23 protein-coding genes are annotated in these 19,669 nt (G+C 65.2%); 13 read left to right on the top strand and 10 right to left on the bottom strand.

All coding sequences use genetic code 11. The features are described from left to right. Nucleotides 1-242 precede the first annotated feature (242 nt). Nucleotides 243-830 (top strand): hypothetical protein, encoded by a 588-nt coding sequence (locus E7T09_RS08495; RefSeq protein ID WP_136388747.1) that lies wholly within the window; start codon nucleotides 243-245, stop codon nucleotides 828-830. A 20-nt stretch (nucleotides 831-850) separates the two neighbouring features. Here E7T09_RS08495 and E7T09_RS08490 read toward each other — a convergent pair whose 3' ends face one another. Next, on the bottom strand, nucleotides 851-1,282 hold the full coding sequence (locus tag E7T09_RS08490; RefSeq protein WP_168734763.1) for a hypothetical protein: 432 nt from the start codon (nucleotides 1,280-1,282) through the stop codon (nucleotides 851-853). Between the two features lie 52 nt (nucleotides 1,283-1,334). Between E7T09_RS08490 and E7T09_RS08485 the strand changes: the two genes are divergently transcribed. From E7T09_RS08485 to E7T09_RS22430, 3 genes are all read left to right on the top strand, one after another. Next, the gene (locus E7T09_RS08485) at nucleotides 1,335-2,378 is read left to right on the top strand and encodes a hypothetical protein (RefSeq protein ID WP_136388745.1); all 1,044 of its coding nucleotides are present in this window, start codon (nucleotides 1,335-1,337) and stop codon (nucleotides 2,376-2,378) included. Next, a complete protein-coding gene (locus tag E7T09_RS08480) occupies nucleotides 2,365-2,847 on the top strand; it encodes a hypothetical protein (protein WP_136388744.1) in 483 nt (160 codons plus the stop codon). Before E7T09_RS08485 ends, E7T09_RS08480 begins: the two co-directional genes overlap by 14 nt. A 225-nt stretch (nucleotides 2,848-3,072) precedes the next feature. Continuing rightward, nucleotides 3,073-3,207: a hypothetical protein gene (locus E7T09_RS22430; protein ID WP_255578414.1), complete on the top strand. Its 135-nt coding sequence runs from the start codon at nucleotides 3,073-3,075 to the stop codon at nucleotides 3,205-3,207. A 79-nt stretch (nucleotides 3,208-3,286) separates the two neighbouring features. Here the strand turns inward: E7T09_RS22430 and E7T09_RS08475 are convergent, their stop codons facing one another. Next, nucleotides 3,287-3,724 carry a hypothetical protein gene (locus E7T09_RS08475; RefSeq protein ID WP_136388743.1) on the bottom strand — a complete coding sequence of 146 codons (438 nt, stop codon included), beginning with the start codon at nucleotides 3,722-3,724 and terminating at the stop codon, nucleotides 3,287-3,289. A gap of 50 nt (nucleotides 3,725-3,774) precedes the next feature. Here E7T09_RS08475 and E7T09_RS08470 point away from each other — a divergent pair, with 50 nt between their 5' ends. After that, nucleotides 3,775-4,023 (top strand): hypothetical protein, encoded by a 249-nt coding sequence (locus E7T09_RS08470; RefSeq protein ID WP_136388742.1) that lies wholly within the window; start codon nucleotides 3,775-3,777, stop codon nucleotides 4,021-4,023. Nucleotides 4,024-4,025: 2 nt separating this feature from the next. Here the strand turns inward: E7T09_RS08470 and E7T09_RS08465 are convergent, their stop codons facing one another. After that, complete coding sequence (locus E7T09_RS08465; RefSeq protein WP_136388741.1) at nucleotides 4,026-4,262, bottom strand: hypothetical protein; 237 nt, start codon at nucleotides 4,260-4,262, stop codon at nucleotides 4,026-4,028. 29 nt (nucleotides 4,263-4,291) lie between these two features. Between E7T09_RS08465 and E7T09_RS08460 the strand changes: the two genes are divergently transcribed. After that, nucleotides 4,292-4,498, top strand: a complete 207-nt coding sequence (locus tag E7T09_RS08460) for a hypothetical protein (RefSeq protein ID WP_136388740.1) — start codon at nucleotides 4,292-4,294, stop codon at nucleotides 4,496-4,498. Nucleotides 4,499-5,150: 652 nt separating this feature from the next. On the opposite strand, the gene E7T09_RS08450 is transcribed toward E7T09_RS08460, so the two are convergent. From E7T09_RS08450 to E7T09_RS08440, 3 genes are all read right to left on the bottom strand, one after another. After that, nucleotides 5,151-5,471 (bottom strand): hypothetical protein, encoded by a 321-nt coding sequence (locus tag E7T09_RS08450; protein ID WP_136388739.1) that lies wholly within the window; start codon nucleotides 5,469-5,471, stop codon nucleotides 5,151-5,153. 932 nt (nucleotides 5,472-6,403) lie between these two features. Next, nucleotides 6,404-6,652, bottom strand: coding sequence for a hypothetical protein (locus tag E7T09_RS08445; RefSeq protein WP_136388738.1), 249 nt, complete (start codon nucleotides 6,650-6,652; stop codon nucleotides 6,404-6,406). A gap of 480 nt (nucleotides 6,653-7,132) precedes the next feature. Continuing rightward, nucleotides 7,133-7,729: a GGDEF domain-containing protein gene (locus tag E7T09_RS08440; RefSeq protein ID WP_136388737.1), complete on the bottom strand. Its 597-nt coding sequence runs from the start codon at nucleotides 7,727-7,729 to the stop codon at nucleotides 7,133-7,135. Between E7T09_RS08440 and E7T09_RS08435 the strand changes: the two genes are divergently transcribed. Continuing rightward, nucleotides 7,704-8,108, top strand: coding sequence for a S8 family serine peptidase (locus E7T09_RS08435; protein WP_168734762.1), 405 nt, complete (start codon nucleotides 7,704-7,706; stop codon nucleotides 8,106-8,108). The two genes, E7T09_RS08440 and E7T09_RS08435, sit on opposite strands and share 26 nt — an antisense overlap. A gap of 425 nt (nucleotides 8,109-8,533) precedes the next feature. On the opposite strand, the gene E7T09_RS08430 is transcribed toward E7T09_RS08435, so the two are convergent. Continuing rightward, complete coding sequence (locus tag E7T09_RS08430) at nucleotides 8,534-11,656, bottom strand: HD domain-containing phosphohydrolase (protein ID WP_136388735.1); 3,123 nt, start codon at nucleotides 11,654-11,656, stop codon at nucleotides 8,534-8,536. 466 nt (nucleotides 11,657-12,122) lie between these two features. Here E7T09_RS08430 and E7T09_RS08425 point away from each other — a divergent pair, with 466 nt between their 5' ends. After that, nucleotides 12,123-12,344 carry a hypothetical protein gene (locus E7T09_RS08425; protein ID WP_136388734.1) on the top strand — a complete coding sequence of 74 codons (222 nt, stop codon included), beginning with the start codon at nucleotides 12,123-12,125 and terminating at the stop codon, nucleotides 12,342-12,344. Nucleotides 12,345-12,531: 187 nt separating this feature from the next. Next, nucleotides 12,532-13,326 carry an ATP-binding protein gene (locus tag E7T09_RS08420; RefSeq protein ID WP_136388733.1) on the top strand — a complete coding sequence of 265 codons (795 nt, stop codon included), beginning with the start codon at nucleotides 12,532-12,534 and terminating at the stop codon, nucleotides 13,324-13,326. Between the two features lie 50 nt (nucleotides 13,327-13,376). Here E7T09_RS08420 and E7T09_RS08415 read toward each other — a convergent pair whose 3' ends face one another. After that, entirely contained in the window at nucleotides 13,377-13,778 is a 402-nt protein-coding gene (locus tag E7T09_RS08415; protein ID WP_136388732.1) for a DUF2726 domain-containing protein, read from the bottom strand. Further along, a complete protein-coding gene (locus E7T09_RS22425) occupies nucleotides 13,778-13,900 on the bottom strand; it encodes a hypothetical protein (protein WP_255578413.1) in 123 nt (40 codons plus the stop codon). The genes E7T09_RS08415 and E7T09_RS22425 overlap by 1 nt, the downstream gene beginning before the upstream one ends. Nucleotides 13,901-14,743: 843 nt before the next feature. Between E7T09_RS22425 and E7T09_RS08410 the strand changes: the two genes are divergently transcribed. The 3 genes from E7T09_RS08410 to E7T09_RS08400 all read left to right on the top strand — a co-directional run bounded on the left by E7T09_RS08410 (nucleotide 14,744) and on the right by E7T09_RS08400 (nucleotide 17,295). Next, complete coding sequence (locus tag E7T09_RS08410) at nucleotides 14,744-15,043, top strand: putative quinol monooxygenase (protein WP_136388731.1); 300 nt, start codon at nucleotides 14,744-14,746, stop codon at nucleotides 15,041-15,043. Nucleotides 15,044-15,135: 92 nt separating this feature from the next. Next, nucleotides 15,136-16,275 (top strand): glutathione-independent formaldehyde dehydrogenase, encoded by a 1,140-nt coding sequence (locus E7T09_RS08405; protein WP_136388730.1) that lies wholly within the window; start codon nucleotides 15,136-15,138, stop codon nucleotides 16,273-16,275. 147 nt (nucleotides 16,276-16,422) lie between these two features. After that, nucleotides 16,423-17,295, top strand: a complete 873-nt coding sequence (locus E7T09_RS08400) for an L-dopachrome tautomerase-related protein (protein WP_136388729.1) — start codon at nucleotides 16,423-16,425, stop codon at nucleotides 17,293-17,295. Between the two features lie 248 nt (nucleotides 17,296-17,543). Here the strand turns inward: E7T09_RS08400 and E7T09_RS08395 are convergent, their stop codons facing one another. After that, the gene (locus E7T09_RS08395) at nucleotides 17,544-18,239 is read right to left on the bottom strand and encodes a helix-turn-helix transcriptional regulator (RefSeq protein ID WP_136388728.1); all 696 of its coding nucleotides are present in this window, start codon (nucleotides 18,237-18,239) and stop codon (nucleotides 17,544-17,546) included. A 42-nt stretch (nucleotides 18,240-18,281) separates the two neighbouring features. On the opposite strand from E7T09_RS08395, the gene E7T09_RS08390 reads away from it, so the two are divergent. After that, the gene (locus E7T09_RS08390; RefSeq protein ID WP_136388727.1) at nucleotides 18,282-19,526 is read left to right on the top strand and encodes an MFS transporter; all 1,245 of its coding nucleotides are present in this window, start codon (nucleotides 18,282-18,284) and stop codon (nucleotides 19,524-19,526) included. Nucleotides 19,527-19,669 lie beyond the last annotated feature (143 nt).

The following is a 19,669-nucleotide window of genomic DNA, read 5'->3' as shown; positions in this document are numbered from 1 at the left end:
TGGCTGCACCACCTGGAACATCCGCACCGCCATCCGCCGCGGCGCGTTGCCCAGCCTGTTTGGGAGGCAACGCGCGAAGTACACGATCCACCACGCCGCCCTCGATGCCTGGCTACGTGGCTCCCCTCACTCCATCCTGACCGCCCATACCGGGTATGGGCAGCGCAAAGCTCTCTGAAGCACGAAAACCCCCATCATCAACGCCGGTCGTACGGCTCGGGTGGGGGAGTGGAGATACGACCATGATGACACAGCCCTTCACCTTCGATCACGCCGCCGAGCACGCCCGCAGCCGCTTCCAGAGCCGCATGGCTTTCGAGGCGCTGCAGGCCCGCATCGAGGCCCGCCCCATGCTCCCCCTCCACCCCCTGCAGACCTTCACCCACCAGGGCGAGACCTACAGCGTGGAACGCCTGGAGACTGGCGGCTTCGACACCCTGAGCCCCACCGCGAAGTACAGCGTCACCCTCATCCGCCACAGTGACGGCCAGCGCGCCGAGTTCCCCGTGATCCGCAAGGAACGCCGCAGCAAGGCCACGGGCCGCGCCACCGTGCGGTACAACGCGCCCACCGGCAACTACAGCACCTGGGATGACCTGCTGGGCGCCCTGGTTCTGACCGCCGAGGCCTGCGTGAAGGAATGGACGAAGCGCAAGGGTGAGCTCACCAGTGCCTACAACGCGGCGAGGCGGGCGGGACATGACCTGGAGGTGCTGGGCCAGGAGTTCGAGGGCTGGCGCATGGATCTGGTCAAGGCCGACGACCTGCTGTGTCGCCTGACCGCACTGAACACTCCTGAAACCGGTACGGAAGAGGACGCGCCGATCTGATGCGTGCTCAGCCGCACCACCTACCGGTACACGGCCACCAAGGCCCACGCCTCCGATCCTGCCGACCACACCTCCGGGATCGGCCGCAGCCACACCAGATCCTCGTGGAACAAAAACTGCACGTCGAGCCCTGTCGAGAGGGCCAACAGCAGCATCAACACGGTCTCCCGGTTCAGCGCGATCACTTGCCACACTGGATGCACCCGTTCGGAGGGAAGGTCGATCTCGCTCACCACTATGGGCGCCCGCTCGACGACCTCGGTCAACAGGATCACGTCGACAGACACCCTTGGAGCCGCTGGCGTGGCACGCGCCAGCGTGAGATACGCCCGCGAAGAACCACGGGTGATGCGATCCACCGCCGTTCCCGTGGTGCCAATTCGGTAACAGGGCACCTCGACCGTCACGCGCCCGTCACGCTGGGCGTCTTCAAGATGCGACCACGTCACCATCTGCACCATCATAGGCAGGCCAGACCGTGACTCCCTTTGAGGCGGTGGCCTGATGGACACCACCCAAATCCCTGGTGTCCACACCACCCTGCGCCGTGGCGAGGACACCGTCATTCCCAACTGGGCCCTGGACGCCATCGAGCGCCTCATCCTGGCTGCGGACATCCGCGTGCTGACCTTCCTGACCCGGCACCGGCAGTACCGGAGCAATACCTACACCACCCGACAGTTGGCCATCGCCCTGGAGATTGACCTCCGCACGATCCAGGCCAGCACCGGACGATTGATCGTGCAGGGTCTGATCCTGGGGATCGACGGGCACTTCTGCTCGTCCGAGGCGAGTACGCGTGTGCAAGGGGTGCGCAAGCCCTCTGCAAAGGGTCTGCAAAAAGACTCGCCCCGACAGGCACAAAAGACCGATCAGAACGCACTTCCCGGTTCTCTGAAGAAAGGAAGTGATGAAGAAAGGAAAGAAGAGATGACAAAGAACCCCCCTACCCCCCAGGGGGAGGCGCGGAACGGCACCGCACTGGGGGGTCAGGATCAGATCGCCGCTCAGAACTCCGAACCACTTCAGCCGCCTGACGGCGGGGCCGCTGTCGCGGCCGTCGCCGACCTGCCAGACCCTCTCCAGGTTCCCACTTCAGCCGCCACACGGCGTACTGAACCAGCCACGAGCACGGACAAAGTTCCGGCGGCGCGCGCCGCGCCCAGTGCAGACCATGCCATGTTCGGCGCAGTTGCACTCGCCTGCTACGGCGGACACGACGGCCTGACGGACATCACCCGCAGCCGGATCGGCAAGGTCGGCAAGAGTCTGGCGAAGGCCGGATACACCGCCGAGGACGTCGGTCTGATCGTGGCGGAGCTGCGCCAGGAGCAGTGGCGGGACAGCATCACGCCCAGCGTCATCGAGGCCGAGGCGCCAGCGTGGCGGGCCCGGCAGCGGGGGTCACTTCCGGCCCGGCAGGAACGGCCCCACGTCCTGAGATTCACCCCCCGCCCGCAGACGACCGAGGCCGCCAACCAGCAGGCCGCGCAGCGGGCCAGCGACATCTACGCCGCCTTGCAGGAGGACACCCGTGCCGTTTTCTGACGAACAGTTCGCCGCCGCCTGGACGATCCTCGAAGACCGCTGGAACCGCAAGCACAATTCCCAGACGGTCAAGATCTACCGTGAGATCCTCGATGCTGAACTGACCGCTGACCAGTTCGGGGAAGCGTGCCGGGCTGCGTTCCGCTTTGAGACGTTCTTCCCGACGCCGCAGAAGCTCGTGGACTATGGCCTCGGGAAGGGCGACTTCCAGGAGCGGGCCATCGTGGAGTGGGATGAGGCGATCAGCCGCGTCGCGCGAGGACTGCCCTCAACGGAAGCTCCTGGCCTGGTGCGCGACCTGATCCGGAGTGTCTGCAACGGCGAGCAACTTGGCATGGTGCCGGCACGCGACCTGGCCTTCGCGCGCAAGGAGTTCATCGAGCGCCGCACCGCGCAACTGAGCGGCGTGGCCCGCCACAGTACCCCGGCGCTGCCAAGGACGGTGGAGGTGGGCCGTGTTCTCCAGTGACCAGCGCCTGAACCGCCCGGTGAGTTTCGGCGAGGCGCTCGGAACCCGCGACGGGCAGCCGCTCGAACTCAACTCGCCAGAGTACGCCAGGCGCGGAGCGCCGCAGGCACCACTCCGTGAAGGCGGGCGCGCGGGACGGTATCGCCTGGATTCTGACCGACCACTGGTGCGGCAAGAAGTCCTGACTTACCCACCCGGCCAGCGTACCGGGGCAGGAGATCGACTATGCAGACCTACGGCATTTTCGCAGTAATCCCGCGCGGTATGAGCATCAAGGACGACTGGGATACCGGCTGGGTCGCGGAGAGCAAGTGGGCGTTCATGCCTGGTGTCTGGGAGGAACGCAAGGTCGAGCTATAACCGATCAGCACTCGCCGTTCACCATCCATGGATCCCCACCCATCAACGAGTGAAACGGTTCCTACGACACCGTGGGCCGTCAGTCGTCTTGATCCAGCAGCGTGAAGCCGTAGCCACCCTCTATCCAGAAGCCCCAGGACAGCCGCTGGGTCAACGCGATCGGGCCGTACGGCGTCGTGACCGACACCGTCATCTCGAAGGGCACGCTGGCCTTGAAGTGGGCCGCCTGCCCCTGCCGACTCGCCTGCAAAGTCAGGGTGTCCGCCGTCTCCGGGCCGACGACGACCAGGTACCTCGCAGAATCAACGCGCCTGTTGATGGGCAGGGTCACCGTCAAGGTTTCATGGTGAAAGGTCACGTAGTCAACGGTGACGGGCTGCGTCCCGAGGTTCACCAGATGCAGGCGGATGGCGGTGGTGCCAGGACGCGCGCGGTCTTCCTGACGTTCCACCCGGCTGAGCAGCATGCTGCCGCGTTGGGTGACGCCAAACACGCGGACGTCTTCGGGGAGGGTCATGCCCCAGCCTACTCGGCACTGCTCCGTCGGCCCAGCCGTACGGAGCGCGCGTGACCCCGGTGCTCGAATCGATCACGCCTGAAGAGCAGCAGGCCCTGCACCAGCCAGAGGCCGTCGTCCGGCAGGACTTCATTGACGTCGGCGAGGCCCTGCTGACCATCCGCGACCAGCGCCTGTACCGCGACGTGCACCGTACCTTTGGCGAGGATACGAAGCCGCACCAGACCTTCGCGTTTGGAGAGCCGGCACCGTATCTGAAGCGGGCCGTGCTGAACCTCGCCGAGGAAGTGAAGGTATAAAGTCACAGCAGCCGATACCTCCCAGGGCCGATACGTTCCACATCTTCGTAGTGTTTCCGGCGCTGGGGTGGCGCATTCACGCACATCATGTTCGACACGTACGTCCTGATGGTCTGTACCTTGCACGTCGAGCCGCGCGCCTGCATTCCCGATATGACCTCGGCCAGCGTGAATTGCCGTGTGGGCCGGTCTCGAACCAGATCACGCACCACGTTCAAGATCTCATCCCGGTACGTCATGGCTCCATAGTTACCTCCGCGGGGCAGGTATGAGTTCCCTGTACCACTTGTTGGCGGGGGGCCAGTCCTCCCGTTACGGCGCGAAGGTCGGCAAGGGTGACGATGTCCGGTGCAGTCCGGTGTGTCAGGTCGTGACCGGGCCCCGGCCGGGTGTGGTCAGCACCGTGCTGGTGCGGTGGCCAGACGGGTACGCGGCCAGCGTGCCGGCAGGTGTGCTCCGGACGGTGACCGCGTGAACCCGTTCCCCTCGGTGGGAGCTGGAGAGGCTTGCCTTACCCGCATCCCCTGTCCTTCCCAACGTGCCGCGACGAGAGCAAACTCAGACTTGATATGCCGAAAGACCCAACGCGGCAGAGCATTGCTGACCCCCCGATCAGCAACGATCCCGTCCACCGTACGGCCCAGGCATCATCCGGTGCAATCTCCCACCATTGGATGTAGACGGTCGATCGCCCTTCCGCCTCGCCGGCGCCTTGCACTTCACCCTGCCATACCCACCAGCATCTACAGCATCTGGCGCGCCGTTGTGATCACAGTCGAGGGCAAGCCCACGGCGCGAATTCTGCTCAGCCAGAACGAGCGGGACTACCACCGGAGTGTGGCGGCCGTGATCTCCAGCCTCGGTCATCCCGGCACGCCGCCTGGCTGCGACTGTATGTGTGCCCGCCAGACAACTGCGCCCGTGACCTGAGCAATCTCCCGAAGGCTCTGGTGGATGCCCTGACTCCATGCGCATATATGGGCGGATGACTCGTTGGTCGACGGGCTGCGCGTCACGCGTGGCCCGGTGGTCTCAGGCGGGCTGGTGGACGTGGTGATCACATCCTTGAGCAGCATGCCCTTCGAGGGGAGAACCTCATGACCAGGCGTGACACCCGCGCCGGAGGGTCAGCAGCGTTCGTCGCTTGGGTTCACGCGTGCCACCTGGTCGAAGCGGCGCTTGGCTACGGCCAGTACCCAGACCTTCGCTGGCAACCGTGAGGACGTCCACCCTGGGCAGCAGTGCCGGATATCCGAGAGCGCCAGGTAGACGGCTTCTTCCGGATCGGGGAACGGATACCGCGCTGCGAGGGCAAACAACAGGCGGTGGAACGTCTGAATACAGGCCGTCATATCACTGCCCTTCGAGGCCACCATGTCGTGCAGCAGCGCCGCATGCACATCGAGGGGTGCGTCTGCACCCAATTCAACGTGACTCACGATGCTCATGTGTCCACTCTGCGGCTTTTCTGGCGCGCGGCGTGTAATCGGGGCTTACATTGCCCTCACCGAACCTCGGACGACTCGCTCTGGGGACAGAGGTGACCTCCCTACTCCGTCATAACCGTCTTGCCACGTAGCGTCGGCAGCGGGCCGCGCGTGACGCCACGCCGGATGAACTTGCCCTATTGGAGAGCTCGCCAACAACCTCACGCGCCTGCAGTACTTCGCCATGATCACCGAGGAGGCGAACACCCTGCGGCCCGCGCAGCCTACCCTTCGGCAGGGTCTCGAAGCGCTGCGGGACGAGAGGCGCGTGGAAAGAATGTGACGCCAGAGGCTAGGGCGAAGCCCATCGAGGTCATCAACCGCATCACCGCGCAGTTGGATGGTCTGCTGTGAGCCGCCCTGACCGTCAGGCCGCACAGCAGCGCATCAGCAAACGTAGGCAGGAACCGCAGAACGTAAAGGGGCCAGATCCGCAGTAGCATGATCGGCTGACCGCAGAGTGCCAGCGCGAAACGCTGGGTCGTGTTCGCATCCAAGAGCCCTTCTATCTGTGGGAGCTCGGTCTGAATGACGTTATCTCTCGGCCCTATCAGGGGTGCTGATGCTGCTGAGGAGCCGGTATTGTCCCCGCTCCAGGCGCTCCACGTCCATTCCGCTTCGGTCTCGTGGATTCGGCGCATTCACGCACATCCGCTGCGTGAGGACACCGCGGATGGTCGTCGCGGAGTGCGGCGAGGCCCGCTTATACATGTGTTCGACGAGTTCGGAGAACCAGAACGTCCGATCTGTCCGATCCGCGACAAGCTCGCAGATAACGTCCAGTAAATCATCTCGGCAGCTCATGTTCAGATGCTGCGCGCGGCGGTCTTACCGTGGTCTTGCGGTGCATAAATCCCAACGGTGCCCCTGGCGAATGCCATCGCTCGGGGATGTTACAGGTGACCATCACGCAGTCGGTAGCGGCCCCGGCCCAGCCGTTGCAGATCCTGGGAGTGCTTGCCTGCCGGGTTCGGCTCGTCCGCGCACATGAGATGGGAGAGGTGCCCCCGGATGGTCAATTCCTGGTAGGGCGTGCCCTGGGCCCGCATGAACTGAGCCACCTCGACGGGCGTGAACGTCGGATCCTCCCGGCCTCGGAGCAGGTCGCGGATGGCGTCGAGGATGGCATCCCGGCAGGTCATGCCCGCAGGGTGGGGAGGCAGAACTTGCAGGGGTCGTTGTGGTGCGGGTGCAACGTGCTTCGGTCGGCGGGGCGGTCATACCGGGGTAGGGATGGTTCGCGCGTGCGGTCTGGTGGGCCCAGGGATCGCATGGCCGCTAGCAAGGCTTCCGAGTGTGCCAGGCCCATCTGGGCGTGTTGACCGGAGGCGATCACCACTCCTGCACGCCAGATCTGTACGCAATGCATGGCCTGCCCATACGGAGCGAAGGTGCTGAAGACGCGGGTACAGCCCAGCCGTTCCAGATACCGCCAGACCTGGCTGGCTGCCGCCGACTCCTCCACGGAGTCACCTTAACCAGCGCTCTGACGTTATGTGTCAGGGCGTACGGTTGGCCCTTGACCTGACCATCATTCGGTGGCGTGTACCACTGCTGACCCAGAAGTCTGACCGATGACTGTTACCACCCTGGCTCACCTGCTCCTTTCAGACATCCGACGGCTACGCGGACAAGTCCACACGTTGAGGATGGCCCCGAAGGTGATCCGGCCCAGCCGTCGTTCCCGACTCCACACGATCCCGTCCTCCTGCCTTCGCCTGATACAGCCGCGCGTCCGCCAGCTTCAACACCTCCCGCACTGTGGTGGCCTCCTCCGGCCGGGCCGCGCCGATGCTGACCGTCACCTGCGGCACCTCTGTGGCCATCTGGCTCACCGCTGCGCGCAGGTGCTCAGCCACGTCCCCGATCTGATCCTGGGTGCCGGCAATCAGCGTCACCAGGAACTCTTCACCACCCCAGCGGGCCACGTGCCCACCTCGGCCGGCGGCCAGGCGTAGTGCGCGGGCTACGCTGCGGAGCACCTCGTCACCGACGTCGTGACCGTAGATGTCGTTGACGTCCTTGAAATGATCCACATCCACCAGCACGGCCGATAGGGGCGATCTATGATTGAACGCGCTGGTCAGGCGCTCCAACGCTGCCCGCCGGTTGTCCAGACCCGTCAGGGGATCGGTGATGGCCAGACGCTGAACGACGGCCATCTCGGCCGCGCTGGCCCAGGGGATCCTGGTCGTGAACTCCAGCGGGAACGCGGGCACCCAAGGGCTCGTGTATCCGGGGGCGGGACTGGGGAGCACCTTCCCCGTGAACAGCGGGCTGTTCTCGGTGGGGAGCGTGACCATGGGCCTGAAGAAGTCCTCGTTCACGCAGTACGCCAAGAACCTGTCGCTGACCGCACCGGGGGAACTGGTGCTGACGTCGTACCCGGATGCCCGGCTGGTGAAGGCGAGCGGGACGTCGTTCGCGGCCCCCGCGGTGAGTCGCGCGCTGGCCCTGGCGCTCTCGACTGGCGCGACCAGCGCCAGTGTGGCCGCCACCGTGAAATCCACCGCCACGGCGAACCAGGACTCGACGTTCAATGCGCAGTTGGGGGCGGGCACCGTGAATGTGGGTGCACTTGCCAACTGGTACCGGTGAGATGATGACACTCGTGCTGCCGACCCGACCGAAGCCTGGTCTGAAGCTTCCCGCTGCGCCGCATGCTCCTCGTCCTGGCAGTGTGCATGCGGGTACCCGTGGGATCTGGAAGGACACCCGCACCAAACCCCTGGCGGCGTAACCACCAGAGATGACCGCCCCGCCTGGCCGATACCAGGGCGGGGCCGGTCGTCATTCGGTAGGTTCTGTGCGGCGCCAGAGAGACACCTGAACAGCTCTTCTCTTAAGGGCCCACGATACCCAATCAGTGGGGGGCGCTCCCATTTATCGGACATCTCTGGCCAAACACCGCTTGCCCTGGCCTATGCCGGGAGCAGGGGGCGTATTTGTGTTTGGGATGCGAGCGTACCCATTCGACGACCAGCACGGCACCCACTGCCCACGACCACAGCCATTCCAGGCGTTCAGCCTTCCATGGGAGGAAGCGTCAAGACCTCAACAGCTGCACGAACGACCTCCGGATCAAATTGCCGACCCGTCTGGGCCACCAATTCCGACAATGCCTCCTCGGGCGTCCACGCGGCCTTATACGGCCGCGCGCTGGTCAGGGCGTCATACACGTCTGCCACACTGAAGATCCTCGCCCCCTCGGGAATACCTTCCGCAGCCAGGCCATCCGGATAGCCCGTCCCATCCCACCGTTCGTGGTGAGACCGAACCACACTCCGCGCCCGCGCCGTTACTGTCGGAATCCGCGCCACGAGTTCGTCCCCGATCGTGGTGTGCCGCTGCATGGTGGCCCACTCGCCGGGGTCAAGTTTCCCTGGTTTCAATAAGATGGCGTCAGGCACCGCCAGCTTGCCAATATCGTGCAGATAAGCGCCCACGCGCAGATCCGCGAGAACGCCTTCATCCACCCCCAGGCGCTCAGCGATGTTCAGGGCGAGGGCGACCACACGTTCGGTGTGCCCGGCCGTCTCGAAATCACGCAGCTCCAGCGATCGGCCCAGCGCCAGGAGCGCCCCCTCCCGGGTGGCCGTCAGATCAGCAATATGTGCCTCCCGATCCATGACCTGCTCAATCAATTCCGCACTTCGGGTCAAGAGAGGCACCGCCGATTCCGGCAGGGCGGACAGGGGCCGTAACCACAACAGCGCCACCAGTCCGACCGGCTGGCCCCGTTCCAGTACGGGGACACTCACCAGCGCGTGCACGCCCGCGTCCACGAGGGGCGCGTGCGGACTGTCTGTCGCCCGGTAGTTGTGGGTCGCACAGTAGGTCGCCGCCTTGCCGCCGGCGCGCAGCTCATGAACCCGCGCCGCGAGCCATTCGGGTGGGAGGCCAATAAACGCTACGGGTCTGGTTCCCTGGGTCACCACCAGGGGCCGGTCAGGACGCAGAAAGACTGCGAAATCAGCGTCCAGAAAGGAGCGACAGGCTGCCAGGCATTCCTCCGCCACAGCACGGGTGTCATCACCCAGTCCAAGTTTTTCGGACAGCGTTGCGAGCATCTGAAATTCCTGGGAACGACGGCGCTCCTGCGCCGTCACCTGCAACCGCTCCAGGGCGGTTGCACCTGCCGACGCCAGAGCACGCAGCAACCTGCTATCGAGATCGCTGAAGGACTGCGGCGCGGCGCGGACAGCGGCCAGCACACCCAACGGCGTGCCGGCTGCCGACAGCAGAGGGGCGAGGATGAGGGCGCCGTCGATCAGGTCCGTACCCCAGTACACCCGAGCATCATCCGAGATCGTCGGAACGTGGATCACCTGCTGGATCTGCAGCGCATGCCAAGCAAGGCCCTGGCCGGGGGGGATCTGATGTAAGGAGGAGTGGGCGTAGATGCCCGACGGTGCCACCAGACGCAGCCCATCGGGATCGTGACGCGCGTAGACAGCATGCTCCGTGCGCAGCAGCGCCACGCTCTCTGCCACCAGGAGCAATTCGATATCCTCGGCTGTATGCACGCCGGCCAGGGCTTCGGTCGCATGCGCCATGACCTCTAATTCCTGCGTGCGGGCCGCCTCCCGTCCACGCCGCTCATGGGCGGCCAGGATTGCCGCCGCCTGTCGCGCGAACTCCTCGGCCATCTCCACTTCGTACGGTTCAAAGGCCTGTGCGGAGCGCAGGTTGTCCAGATTCAAGGCGGCCACAACCCGACCGCGCACCATGACCGGAACCAGCAGGTTGGCCTGGATGAGTTGAATGGCGCACAGGTCATCCATCAGCGCGGCACTCAACTCAGGTGCTCGGTCGTATTCATATCTTCGCGCCTGTATGGCCGCCGAACCGCGCAGCATCCGCGCCTCCCCGTGTCGCCAACCCTCGGCTGTTCCGTGCCACTGCTGCATGGTGGCCGGGGTACGTCCTGCGCCGAGCAGGGCGGCGGAGTATCCGACCTGCGCCTGCATCACAAACAGCTTGTCGTCGATTACGTAGAGGGATCCCGCTTCCGCGCCAGGGAGGGCAGCGACCGCCGCCTCCAGGAACGCCTGCCACCCGGCCTGCCCCATCACGTCGTCGGCAGTAATGAGGGCGGCGGTCGCGCGCAACACCTGCCACAGCATCTCACCCGCCCAGGGCGTCGCCTGACTGTTCGGTGTTTGGGTGCGGAGACCACGCGCCGCCCTGCGGGCGGTCTTCTCCCGCAGCATGCGTTGATCCACCAGCCGCATCAGGTCATTTGGAGCCAGCGCATCCAGGGGGTACTCGACCATGCCAAGCGAGGCGAGTGTGCCGGGAAGCCCCGCCTTCACGAGCCGCTGCTCGATGTCGTCGACCTTCGTACGCACCTCGTGAAGGGAAAGCTGGTGTCCTGTGAGGAGCACCACGAACTCATCGCCGCCCCACCGGTACACGCGGCCATATGCACAGAACTCGTCCTGCAGAGCCTGGGCAAAGCTGGACAGCAGGCGATCCCCCTCCCCGTGACCGTCCTCGTCGTTGACGCGCTTGAGTTCATCGAGGTCAAGCAGCACCAGACCAAATTCGGTGCCCGTTGTGACGTCGTGCTCAAAGTGGCCTTCGAAGGCCCGGCGGTTGGGCAGACGGGTGAGGTGATCCTCGTACGCCATCTGCTGAACCTCGGCTGTGTGGGTTGCCTGGGTACGGTAGCGCTGCAGGACATCCACCGCCATTCCGGCAACGTCACGAAGGACGGCCTGCTGGTCGGGCGTCATCGGGGCGCGAGGTGCACCATCGATAAGCGTCAACGTCCCCAGCGCCGCACCGGTATCCGTCATCAGCCTCACCTCTGCGTAGTACCGCACGGTGGCTGACCCGTCTATGAGAGGAAGTGTGGAAGCGTCGGCATGGAGGGCCAGGTCGGGCACCTCGAGGAACGACGGCTGGGCTCCAGCTTCAAAGGGCATGGCCAAGGGGAGCCCTTGAGGACGCATGAGGGGAGCGGCGTCAACCGCCCGATCGAACCCCTGCGTGATCGGGTCGGACAGACTGATGTGTGCCCGTTGCACCTTGAACAACTGGGCGGCGATGCGGGTAATCCGGGCCACCTCATCGTTTACAAAGTCCCTCAACCAGTGGGGAACTGGTAGGAAAAACTCAAAGTGATGTTCGGCCTCGTTCATGTCCTGCTCCCGTCACCCTTCCCTCACAGGAATACCGACGGCGGTTGGCGCACAGGTCAACCGCCGGTAGGGGTACGGGCACGATAGGTCAGGTCCTCTCACAAGAATGGCACCCATGGGGCGTCTTGCCAGCCGTCGTCATGCTGGTCGCAGTCCTGGTTCAGCGGCGGCAGGTATACCGGATCGACCTGCCTCGGGGGTGCTGACGACGGAGGACAGCGACCTCGAACCGGGCTTCATGGGCTTGGCTGCGCTGATGCCTGGAGTGACCACAACGCGAAGTGCGTGACAGTCACGTGACGGTGGGCAACAGCATTACCTGATTTGCCCCGCCTTGGCCCGGCCTCAGCTGAGCCGCTTGTCGATGGGCTGGGTGGCGCTACTCCCGCCGTGTCTCCTTGCAGAGGGCAATGGAGCGTTGCTTCATGGAGCGCCAGGGTGGCTGGGCCGCTTCCTACACTGAGCCATGGACGCTGCGGCGCTCGAGCAGTGGCAGGGCACCCTTCCCACTGATCGTGATGAACTTGGCCTCATCCTTGAACACCTGCAGGCCGAATGGCTCAAGGCCCAGACTGACCTGATCCCCGCCATCCGTCACGGCACCGGCGCCGAAATACAGGCCCACGTCACGACCCTCAGCTGGCAACTCCACACCGTTGAAACACTCCTCACCCGGGCTGACAGGTGACCAGCCCTCGTCTGGAGGTGTCCACCCTGTGCCCCAGGGGGCGCTATCCTGAGGTGCCCGACACACGATCTCCTCGTGCCTCTGGTGCCTCGTTCCGAGGCCACATGACGCCCCACGGCACCGTCATGCTACCGTTCCGGATTCCGGTACCCTCACCTCACCCTGGCCCCAGGGTTCTGGAGGCGTCATGACGGAGCATTCCTCTGTCCCGATCACTCCCTCGCTCCGAATTGCCGAGCTCGAGATGGCCCTGCTGGCCAGTCAGCTGCACCTCAGACGGGTGCAGCGCCTCAATCAGGATCTCACCCACGTCATCGATGCCCTGATCCACCAGTTGCGGATGATGACCACCCGGGCCACCAACTTTCTGGGTGTCACGCGCCGCACCTGGGGCACACCCCCGCCCGCCGCCGAGCACGCCGCGCACCACGTGGAGCACACCCTCGACCAGCTCATGACTGTCCTGGGCTCGGTGGATGACTACATGCAGTTGCGTCACTGGAGCATCTGGGAGGAGCACGTCGACCTCGCGCGCCTCCTACCGGGCATCCTGGCCGAGGTGCGGATGCCCCCGGACGGTTCGCGGGTGCGGTGTACGTACGATCCTCTGCCCACCCTGAGTGGTGACCGGCATGCCCTGACGCGGATCCTGGTCGAACTGCTGTCCAACGCGCTGAAGTTCACGCGGACATGTAGCGCGGCGCGCATTCACATCCACGTGCTGGAAAATGACGTGGAGCATGTGATCGGCGTGAGCGACAACGGGGTGGGCTTCGATATGCGGCATGTGGGCCGCCTCTTCCAGTTGTTCGGGCGCCTGCACCCGTCGAGGGAGTATGAGGGGGTCGGGGTGGGCCTGGTGACTGTGCGACAGGTGGTGGAGCGGATCGGCGGTCGGGCGTGGGCCGAGGGTGAAGTGGGACGAGGGGCGACGGTGTGGCTGGCGTGGCCCAAGGCATTGCCGCCAACTGTCCCGGCGTGAACATGGTGGGGTCTACCTGATGGGTGGGGCGGAACGGTTCTCCGTGTTGCCTATCGCCTGGCCATGCTGCCTTCGATGTGGGAGCGGATCGCCTCCGGCGTCCAGACCGTCTCCGCGCGTGCTCGGATCAGCGGCAGGCCCGCACTTGCAAACGCTACGTCCTTGACCGCATCACGGTAGCGCTGTGCGTCGTTATCGTGGCTGTCGCCGTCCAGTTCCAGCGCCAGCACCGGCCGCAGTTCAGGTAGGGCCACGACCAAGAAGTCGACGTGTTTGTCCCGCAACCGGGCGTAGGCGGCGCGCTGCTGACCGGGATGTCGGGTGGCACTGTAGAAAATGTCGTTCAGACGCACGGTCACCTGCGCGTCCAGGGCGGAGAGTTCAAGCGCGGCCTGAGCGAGTATCACGTCCGTCTTGTGGTCGTCCACCAGCAGCACGTGACGCCGGGGCATCAAATCAGGATCGGGCGGGGCAAACGGGTGCGTGACAGGTTCGACCAGAAGTGGCTGGCCGCATTCACGGTCGCCGCGAACTCCTCGGGCGTCATGGGTTTGCTGACGACGATGGTTCGCATCGGTGGCTGGCGAGCGGAGCAGCCTGTCCTCAGCATGAAGCGCAGTCGCCCGGCGATCAGCCGGGCGGGATCCAGGTATGAAGCGTTAATCCGTGCGTTTGGCCGGACGGACGACGCGTTTCAGACGCAGCTTCTCCTGCTCACCCCCCGTGTTCCCGCTCCAAGACAGCTTCATCGTCCACCCGGCAGAGCCTGAGCATCACGACTCTTTATAGGTGAGATGTACTTCCTTTAGGTGATTTCAGAATTGGAGAGGTGAACCGAAATTCATCTGAACAGCACCTACAGGCTTCCAACAATTGAAAGGATTAATACAGATCGGGGGGCCAACACCTTAGACCTACCGGGTCAACGTCGCGCCATAACGTCCGCTGCCCATACTGGTCAGGGTGTCCTGGTGCCTTGCCTCCTTTGCCCGCCTAGAACTCAGGTTCGCTCAGGAATGACCGACCACAGGGGGTGACCTTCCCCAGACCGTTTCGGGCGACCGCGCGGAACCCAGGGCGTGGTGCGAGACCAACGATGCTGGTGGCCCTCGCGCACGGGCAAGCCATCACAGAGGAGGCGGTTTGGACGCGGGGAGCCCAGTAGGAGGGCCGGCCACAAGCGGGATTGCGGACGCGCTCAAGGGGGCGCCTCCTTGGCGAGTCGCCCAGGCAAGTCAAGCGCAGCGCCGAGTCACCCTGATCCTCGGCAGGTTCTGGTGACGCTCGGCCTCTAACGCCGCTCGTTTCCTCGCTGGAGAACGGGCCGCGCGTGACATGTTCAAGACCAAGCAAGACGGCATGGTGCGCGGTCTTCACACCCTGATGGTCAGCATGAGGCTGAGAAAGGAGGGAGGACATGGTAACCCTGGGACTGTTTGTTCGGCTGGAGGCCAAGCCTGGAAAAGAGGAGGACGTCGAGAACTTCCTGAAGGGAGGGCTGCCGCTGGTTGAGCAGGAATCGGCAACGACCGCCTGGTTCGCAATCCGCCTGGGACCTTCGACCTTCGGCATCTTCGACGTATTTCCCGACGAGTCAGGCCGGGAAGCGCACCTGTCGGGCCGCGTCGCAGCGGGACTCAAGGAGAACGCCGACCTGTTCGCACAGGCACCCGACATCGAGAAGCTTGATGTCGTGGCGGCCAAGCTCCCCGGTTAGAGGAGGCCCCGAAGAAGAGCAGACGAGACAGCGGCCCTTAGGCAGCCTCTCCAACGCCCTCATCAGAAGCGGTGTTCAGAAGGAGCATCACGATGAAAGCCGTCGTCTACAACGGCCCCCGCGACGTCGCGGTCAAGAAGGTTCCGGATGCCCAGATCGAGCGTCCCACCGATGTCCTGGTCAGAATCACCAGCACCAACATCTGCGGAAGCGACCTCCACATGTACGAGGGCCGCACCGATTTCGAGAAAGGCCGCACCTTCGGACACGAAAACCTGGGCGAAGTTATCGAAATCGGCCAGGCCGTCGACCGGGTGAAGGTCGGAGACCTGGTGGTCTTGCCCTTCAACATCGGCTGCGGGTTCTGCAAGAACTGCGAGAAGGGACTGAGCGCCTACTGCCTGACCACCGCCAACCCGGGCATGGCCGGTGCAGCCTACGGCTTCGCCGACATGGGGCCCTACCAGGGGGGGCAAGCAGAACTCCTGCGGGTGCCGTACGGCGATTACAACTGCCTGCGGCTGCCCCCGGACGCCCGGGAAAAAGAGGCTGACTACGTGATGGTGGCCGACATCTTCCCAACGGGCTGGCACGCGACGCGGCTGGCGGGGCTGTGTCCTGGCGAGTCGATCGTGATCTACGGTGCCGGTCCGGTCGGCCTGATGGCGGCCTACTCAGCCATCATTCAGGGGGCGTGCATGGTAATGGTGGTCGATCGCCACGTTGACCGACTGCGGCTCGCCGAGAGCATTGGGGCCATCGCCATCAACGACGCAGAGGTGAACCCGGTGGATCGAGTGCTGGAACTGACCAACGGCATGGGGGCCGACCGGGGGTGCGAGTGCGTGGGGTACCAGTGCCACGACCATCACGGCAAGGAAATTCCTGGGTTGACCATGAATAACCTGGTGAAGTCAGTAAAGTTCACCGGGGGAATCGGTGTGGTGGGCGTGTTCGTGCCGCAGGATCCGGGCGGCCCGACCCAGCTTGCCAAGAAGGGCGAAATTCCCTTCGACTGGGGCATGTTATGGTTCCGGGGACAGCATGTGGGCACCGGGCAGTGCAACGTCAAGGCGTACAACCGGCAGTTGCGGGATCTGATTGCGGTGGGCCGGGCCCAACCGTCCTTCATCGTCTCGCACCATCTGTCGCTGGATGAGGCACCCGACGCCTACAAGAACTTCGACGAGCGCAACGATGGGTGGACCAAGGTGATCCTCCACCCTGCCTGACTTCAGGCCGAAGGTGAGGGCAGCAGAGGGATTCTGCTGCCCCGCCTCCTATTACCCGTATCTACTCATCAGGAGAATCAAGCGGACAACCTGGCCACCGACGAGCCCGTTGCAACGCTGGAGGTCGTAGCGACCTTCAGCGGGGCGATGCCCACCGGCGTGACGGTGTCCCACACGGGGCGCATCTTCATCAACTTCCCCAAGTGGGGTGACGAAGTGCAATTCACGGTCGCAGAAGTACGGGACGGCCAACCGGTGGCTTATCCGGATCAAGCGACGAACGACACCGATCCAGATGATCCTGCCGCCGCCCTGGTATCGGTGCAGAGTGTCGTGGTCGATCCGGCGAACCGGCTGTGGATCCTCGACACCGGCAGTCCGATGTTCCAGCCCACGCAGTACGGAGGGCCAAAGCTCCTGTGCGTGGATCTGGAGACGGATCAGGCGCTCCAGAAGATTCTCTTTCCACAGGACGTGGCCCTGCCCACCTCGTACCTCAACGACGTGCGCTTCGACCTGAGGCGCGGTGAGGCGGGAATGGCCTTCATCACCGACTCGGCACAACAGGGCCCCAATGGCCTCGTCGTGGTGGACCTCGCCAGCGGTGAGAGCTGGCGAAAATTGCATGACCATATTTCCACCAAGGCGCAGCACCTGAACGATTTTCTCCCCTTCGTTGAGGGGCGGCCGTTTCTGGAACGCAAGGACGGCCAGATCCAGCAGGGGGCGGGGATGGGATCGGACGGCATCGCCATCTCGGCCGACGGATCCCGCCTGTACTACTGCCCGCTCGGCAGTCGGTGGCTGTATAGCGTGAGCACAGATGCCCTCGCGAACCGCGCGTTGGACGATACCGAGGTTTCCGCCACCGTCCGCGACGAAGGAGATCGGGGCGGCGCCTCGGACGGGCTGGAATCCGACGCGGACGGGTATATCTACTCCGGGAACTACGAACACAATGCCATCCTGCGGCGCAACTTGGGACTGGTATGGGGATCTCGACCCGGCACACGGCCATGACTTCGGGTGTGAGACGTTCACCATCGGTGTGTTCCATTGGGTACTGCGCTGGGATGCTCGCGGGACGCGGCGGGGCCCAGCGGTCAAGCGGTTTCGGGGACTTGTCCCGCGTTCAGGGCCGGTGTATGAGCGGGCCGGAGCATTTATTGCCCAGCAGGAGCCGAGATCTGCTTCGCCCCACCCTGAGTGATGTCTCGAGGCGGCGGTCAGCCGACGCTGCCTGGCCCCTGCTGGCCGTGCGTGCCGCGTCAGTCGGTTCTGAGCGGTGCCAGCGTCAGGCGCACGAGGTGGTCGCGTCCCGACGCCGTGACCCGTGCACGGTACCGCTGATGCAGGTCGTGCAGGTCCCGCTGCAAGGCCTTGGCATCGGACGGTGAGAGGCGCAGCGAGGTCGTGTTGTCCCAGATGGCCGGCTGCCCGTCGGCCAGCAAGGGCGCCATCAGGCTCACGCGTTCACCGGGCGCAGCCAGCACTGGCGGGAATGGCAGCAGCACGTGGCTGTGCAGGCCATCCGCATCCCCAGACGTGTACAGCCCAAACCAGCGCGGATCCTCGGCCAGGTCGCTCCACGCGCGCGTCAGCTCCGCCAGCACGGAGCGCCGCGTGTTGTCGAGCGACGCTTCGTACAGCGCCTGGACGGACGCCGCGTCGGTCGCCGAGAACGGCACGAAATACCCTCTGGACGTCGACCGGTAGTGCCGCACGGCCCGTCCGGCCCGCGCCTCGGTGCGCGTGACCTCCAGCAGACCCAGGCGCAGGAACTGCCGCACGCGGTAGAGCATGGCGTTCGTCGTCACGCCGACCTCGCGCGCCACCTCCGAGACCCGGCGCTCCCGCCAAATAAAGGGCTCGAAGAACTGTCGCGTGTAGGCGTCGGCCAGCACCCGGGCCGCCTGGGGATCGTCCAGCCGCTGCCAGGAGCTAGGTGAATCAGGGCGTGTCATGTTCACCAGGGTAGCGGCCACGCTGCACCGTATGGAGATCAGATGTTCCGGCTGATGGGCGTACCGTCCTTTGCGGCGCTGTGGATCGGGCAGGTCATCTCGCAGGTCGGCGACCGCGCCCTGGGCCTGGCCCTCGGGTATTACGTGTACCGCGAGACGGGTTCGGTCACCGCCACAGCGCTGCTGGCCCTGGCCACGTACCTGCCGGGCCTGCTGTTCGGCTCGGTCGCCGGGGTGCTGGCCGACCGCTGGAACCGCCGGCAGGTGCTGGTCATCAGCCAGGTGCTGCAAGGGGCCGTGATGCTGCTCCTGCTGCTCGCCGACCGGCCCGGCTGGCTGTGGGTGGCGTACGCTGTGACCTTCGCGGAACTCACGCTGAGTCTGGTTGCCCTGCCCGCGGGGGCCGCGCTGCTGCCGTCGTTGGTGGGGGAGGCGCGGCTGGGGCGCGCGAACGCCACGTTGGCAATCGGCAGCACCGTGGCCCGCCTGCTGGGACCACCGTTGGGAGGCGTGCTCATGGCGTGGGTGGGGGTGCGGGGCGTCGTGGTCGTCGATACCCTGACCTTTGTCGTGGCCGCCCTGTGTTTCATGCGGTTGCCGCGCACACCAGCACTGGTAGAGGAGCAGGACACGCCCGCGACGACGCTGGTGGGTTCCTGGCAGCGCCTGGGCCAGGAGTGGCTCTCGGGCCTGCGCATCATCCGCCACGACCGCGTCATCCTGGCGCTGTTGGTGGTGCTGGGCCTCACGAGTCTGGGTGGGACGCTGGTCGATCCCGCCTCGATGCCGTGGATGCAAGCCGTGCTGCACGCGGACGCAGCCACCATCGGCCTGCTCCGCAGCGTGATGGGGGTCAGCACGCTGCTGGGTGGGTTGATCGCCGGCTGGGCGGTGGATCGGCTGCCCCTGCGGCCCCAGATTGCGGGTGGAACGCTGCTGGTCGGCGCGCTCATGCTCCTGATCTACACGCAGACGTCGCTGCCGGTGGTGGTGGCGCTGACCGCGCTGCTGGGCATCCCCATGGTCGTGTCGAATGTGGCGACCTCGACGATGGTGCAGTTGGCGACGCCGGACGCGTACCGGGGCCGGGTGTACGGCACGGTGGGCACCACGAACGCCCTGGTGGGCGTGCTGGCGACGGGCGGGGCAGCGCTGGTTGGGGCGCAGGTGGGCCCGGTGCGCCTGCTGATCCTGGCCGGGGCGATCACAGTGCTCGGGGGCGTGCTGGCGATACTGCTGCTGCCGGCGCGCGTTCGTGCGACTGGCGGCGTGCCCAGCGGTGGGTGAGCACGGCCCTCAGCGGCGTCCGGGGAAATGCAGTAGGGCTTGATCACGCAACGGTCGAGCCCATCCTGCCCGCCCCGCCGTGGGTGGATCCGCCGTCGGCGCGTCGGGCGACTTCGAGCGTGATGGACAGACTGATAGGGGGA

The organism is Deinococcus sp. KSM4-11 (assembly GCF_004801415.1).
Classification (GTDB): Bacteria; Deinococcota; Deinococci; order Deinococcales; family Deinococcaceae; genus Deinococcus.
The sequence above is the reverse complement of the archived record's forward strand: the minus strand, read 5'-3'. Positions and strand labels throughout refer to the sequence as shown.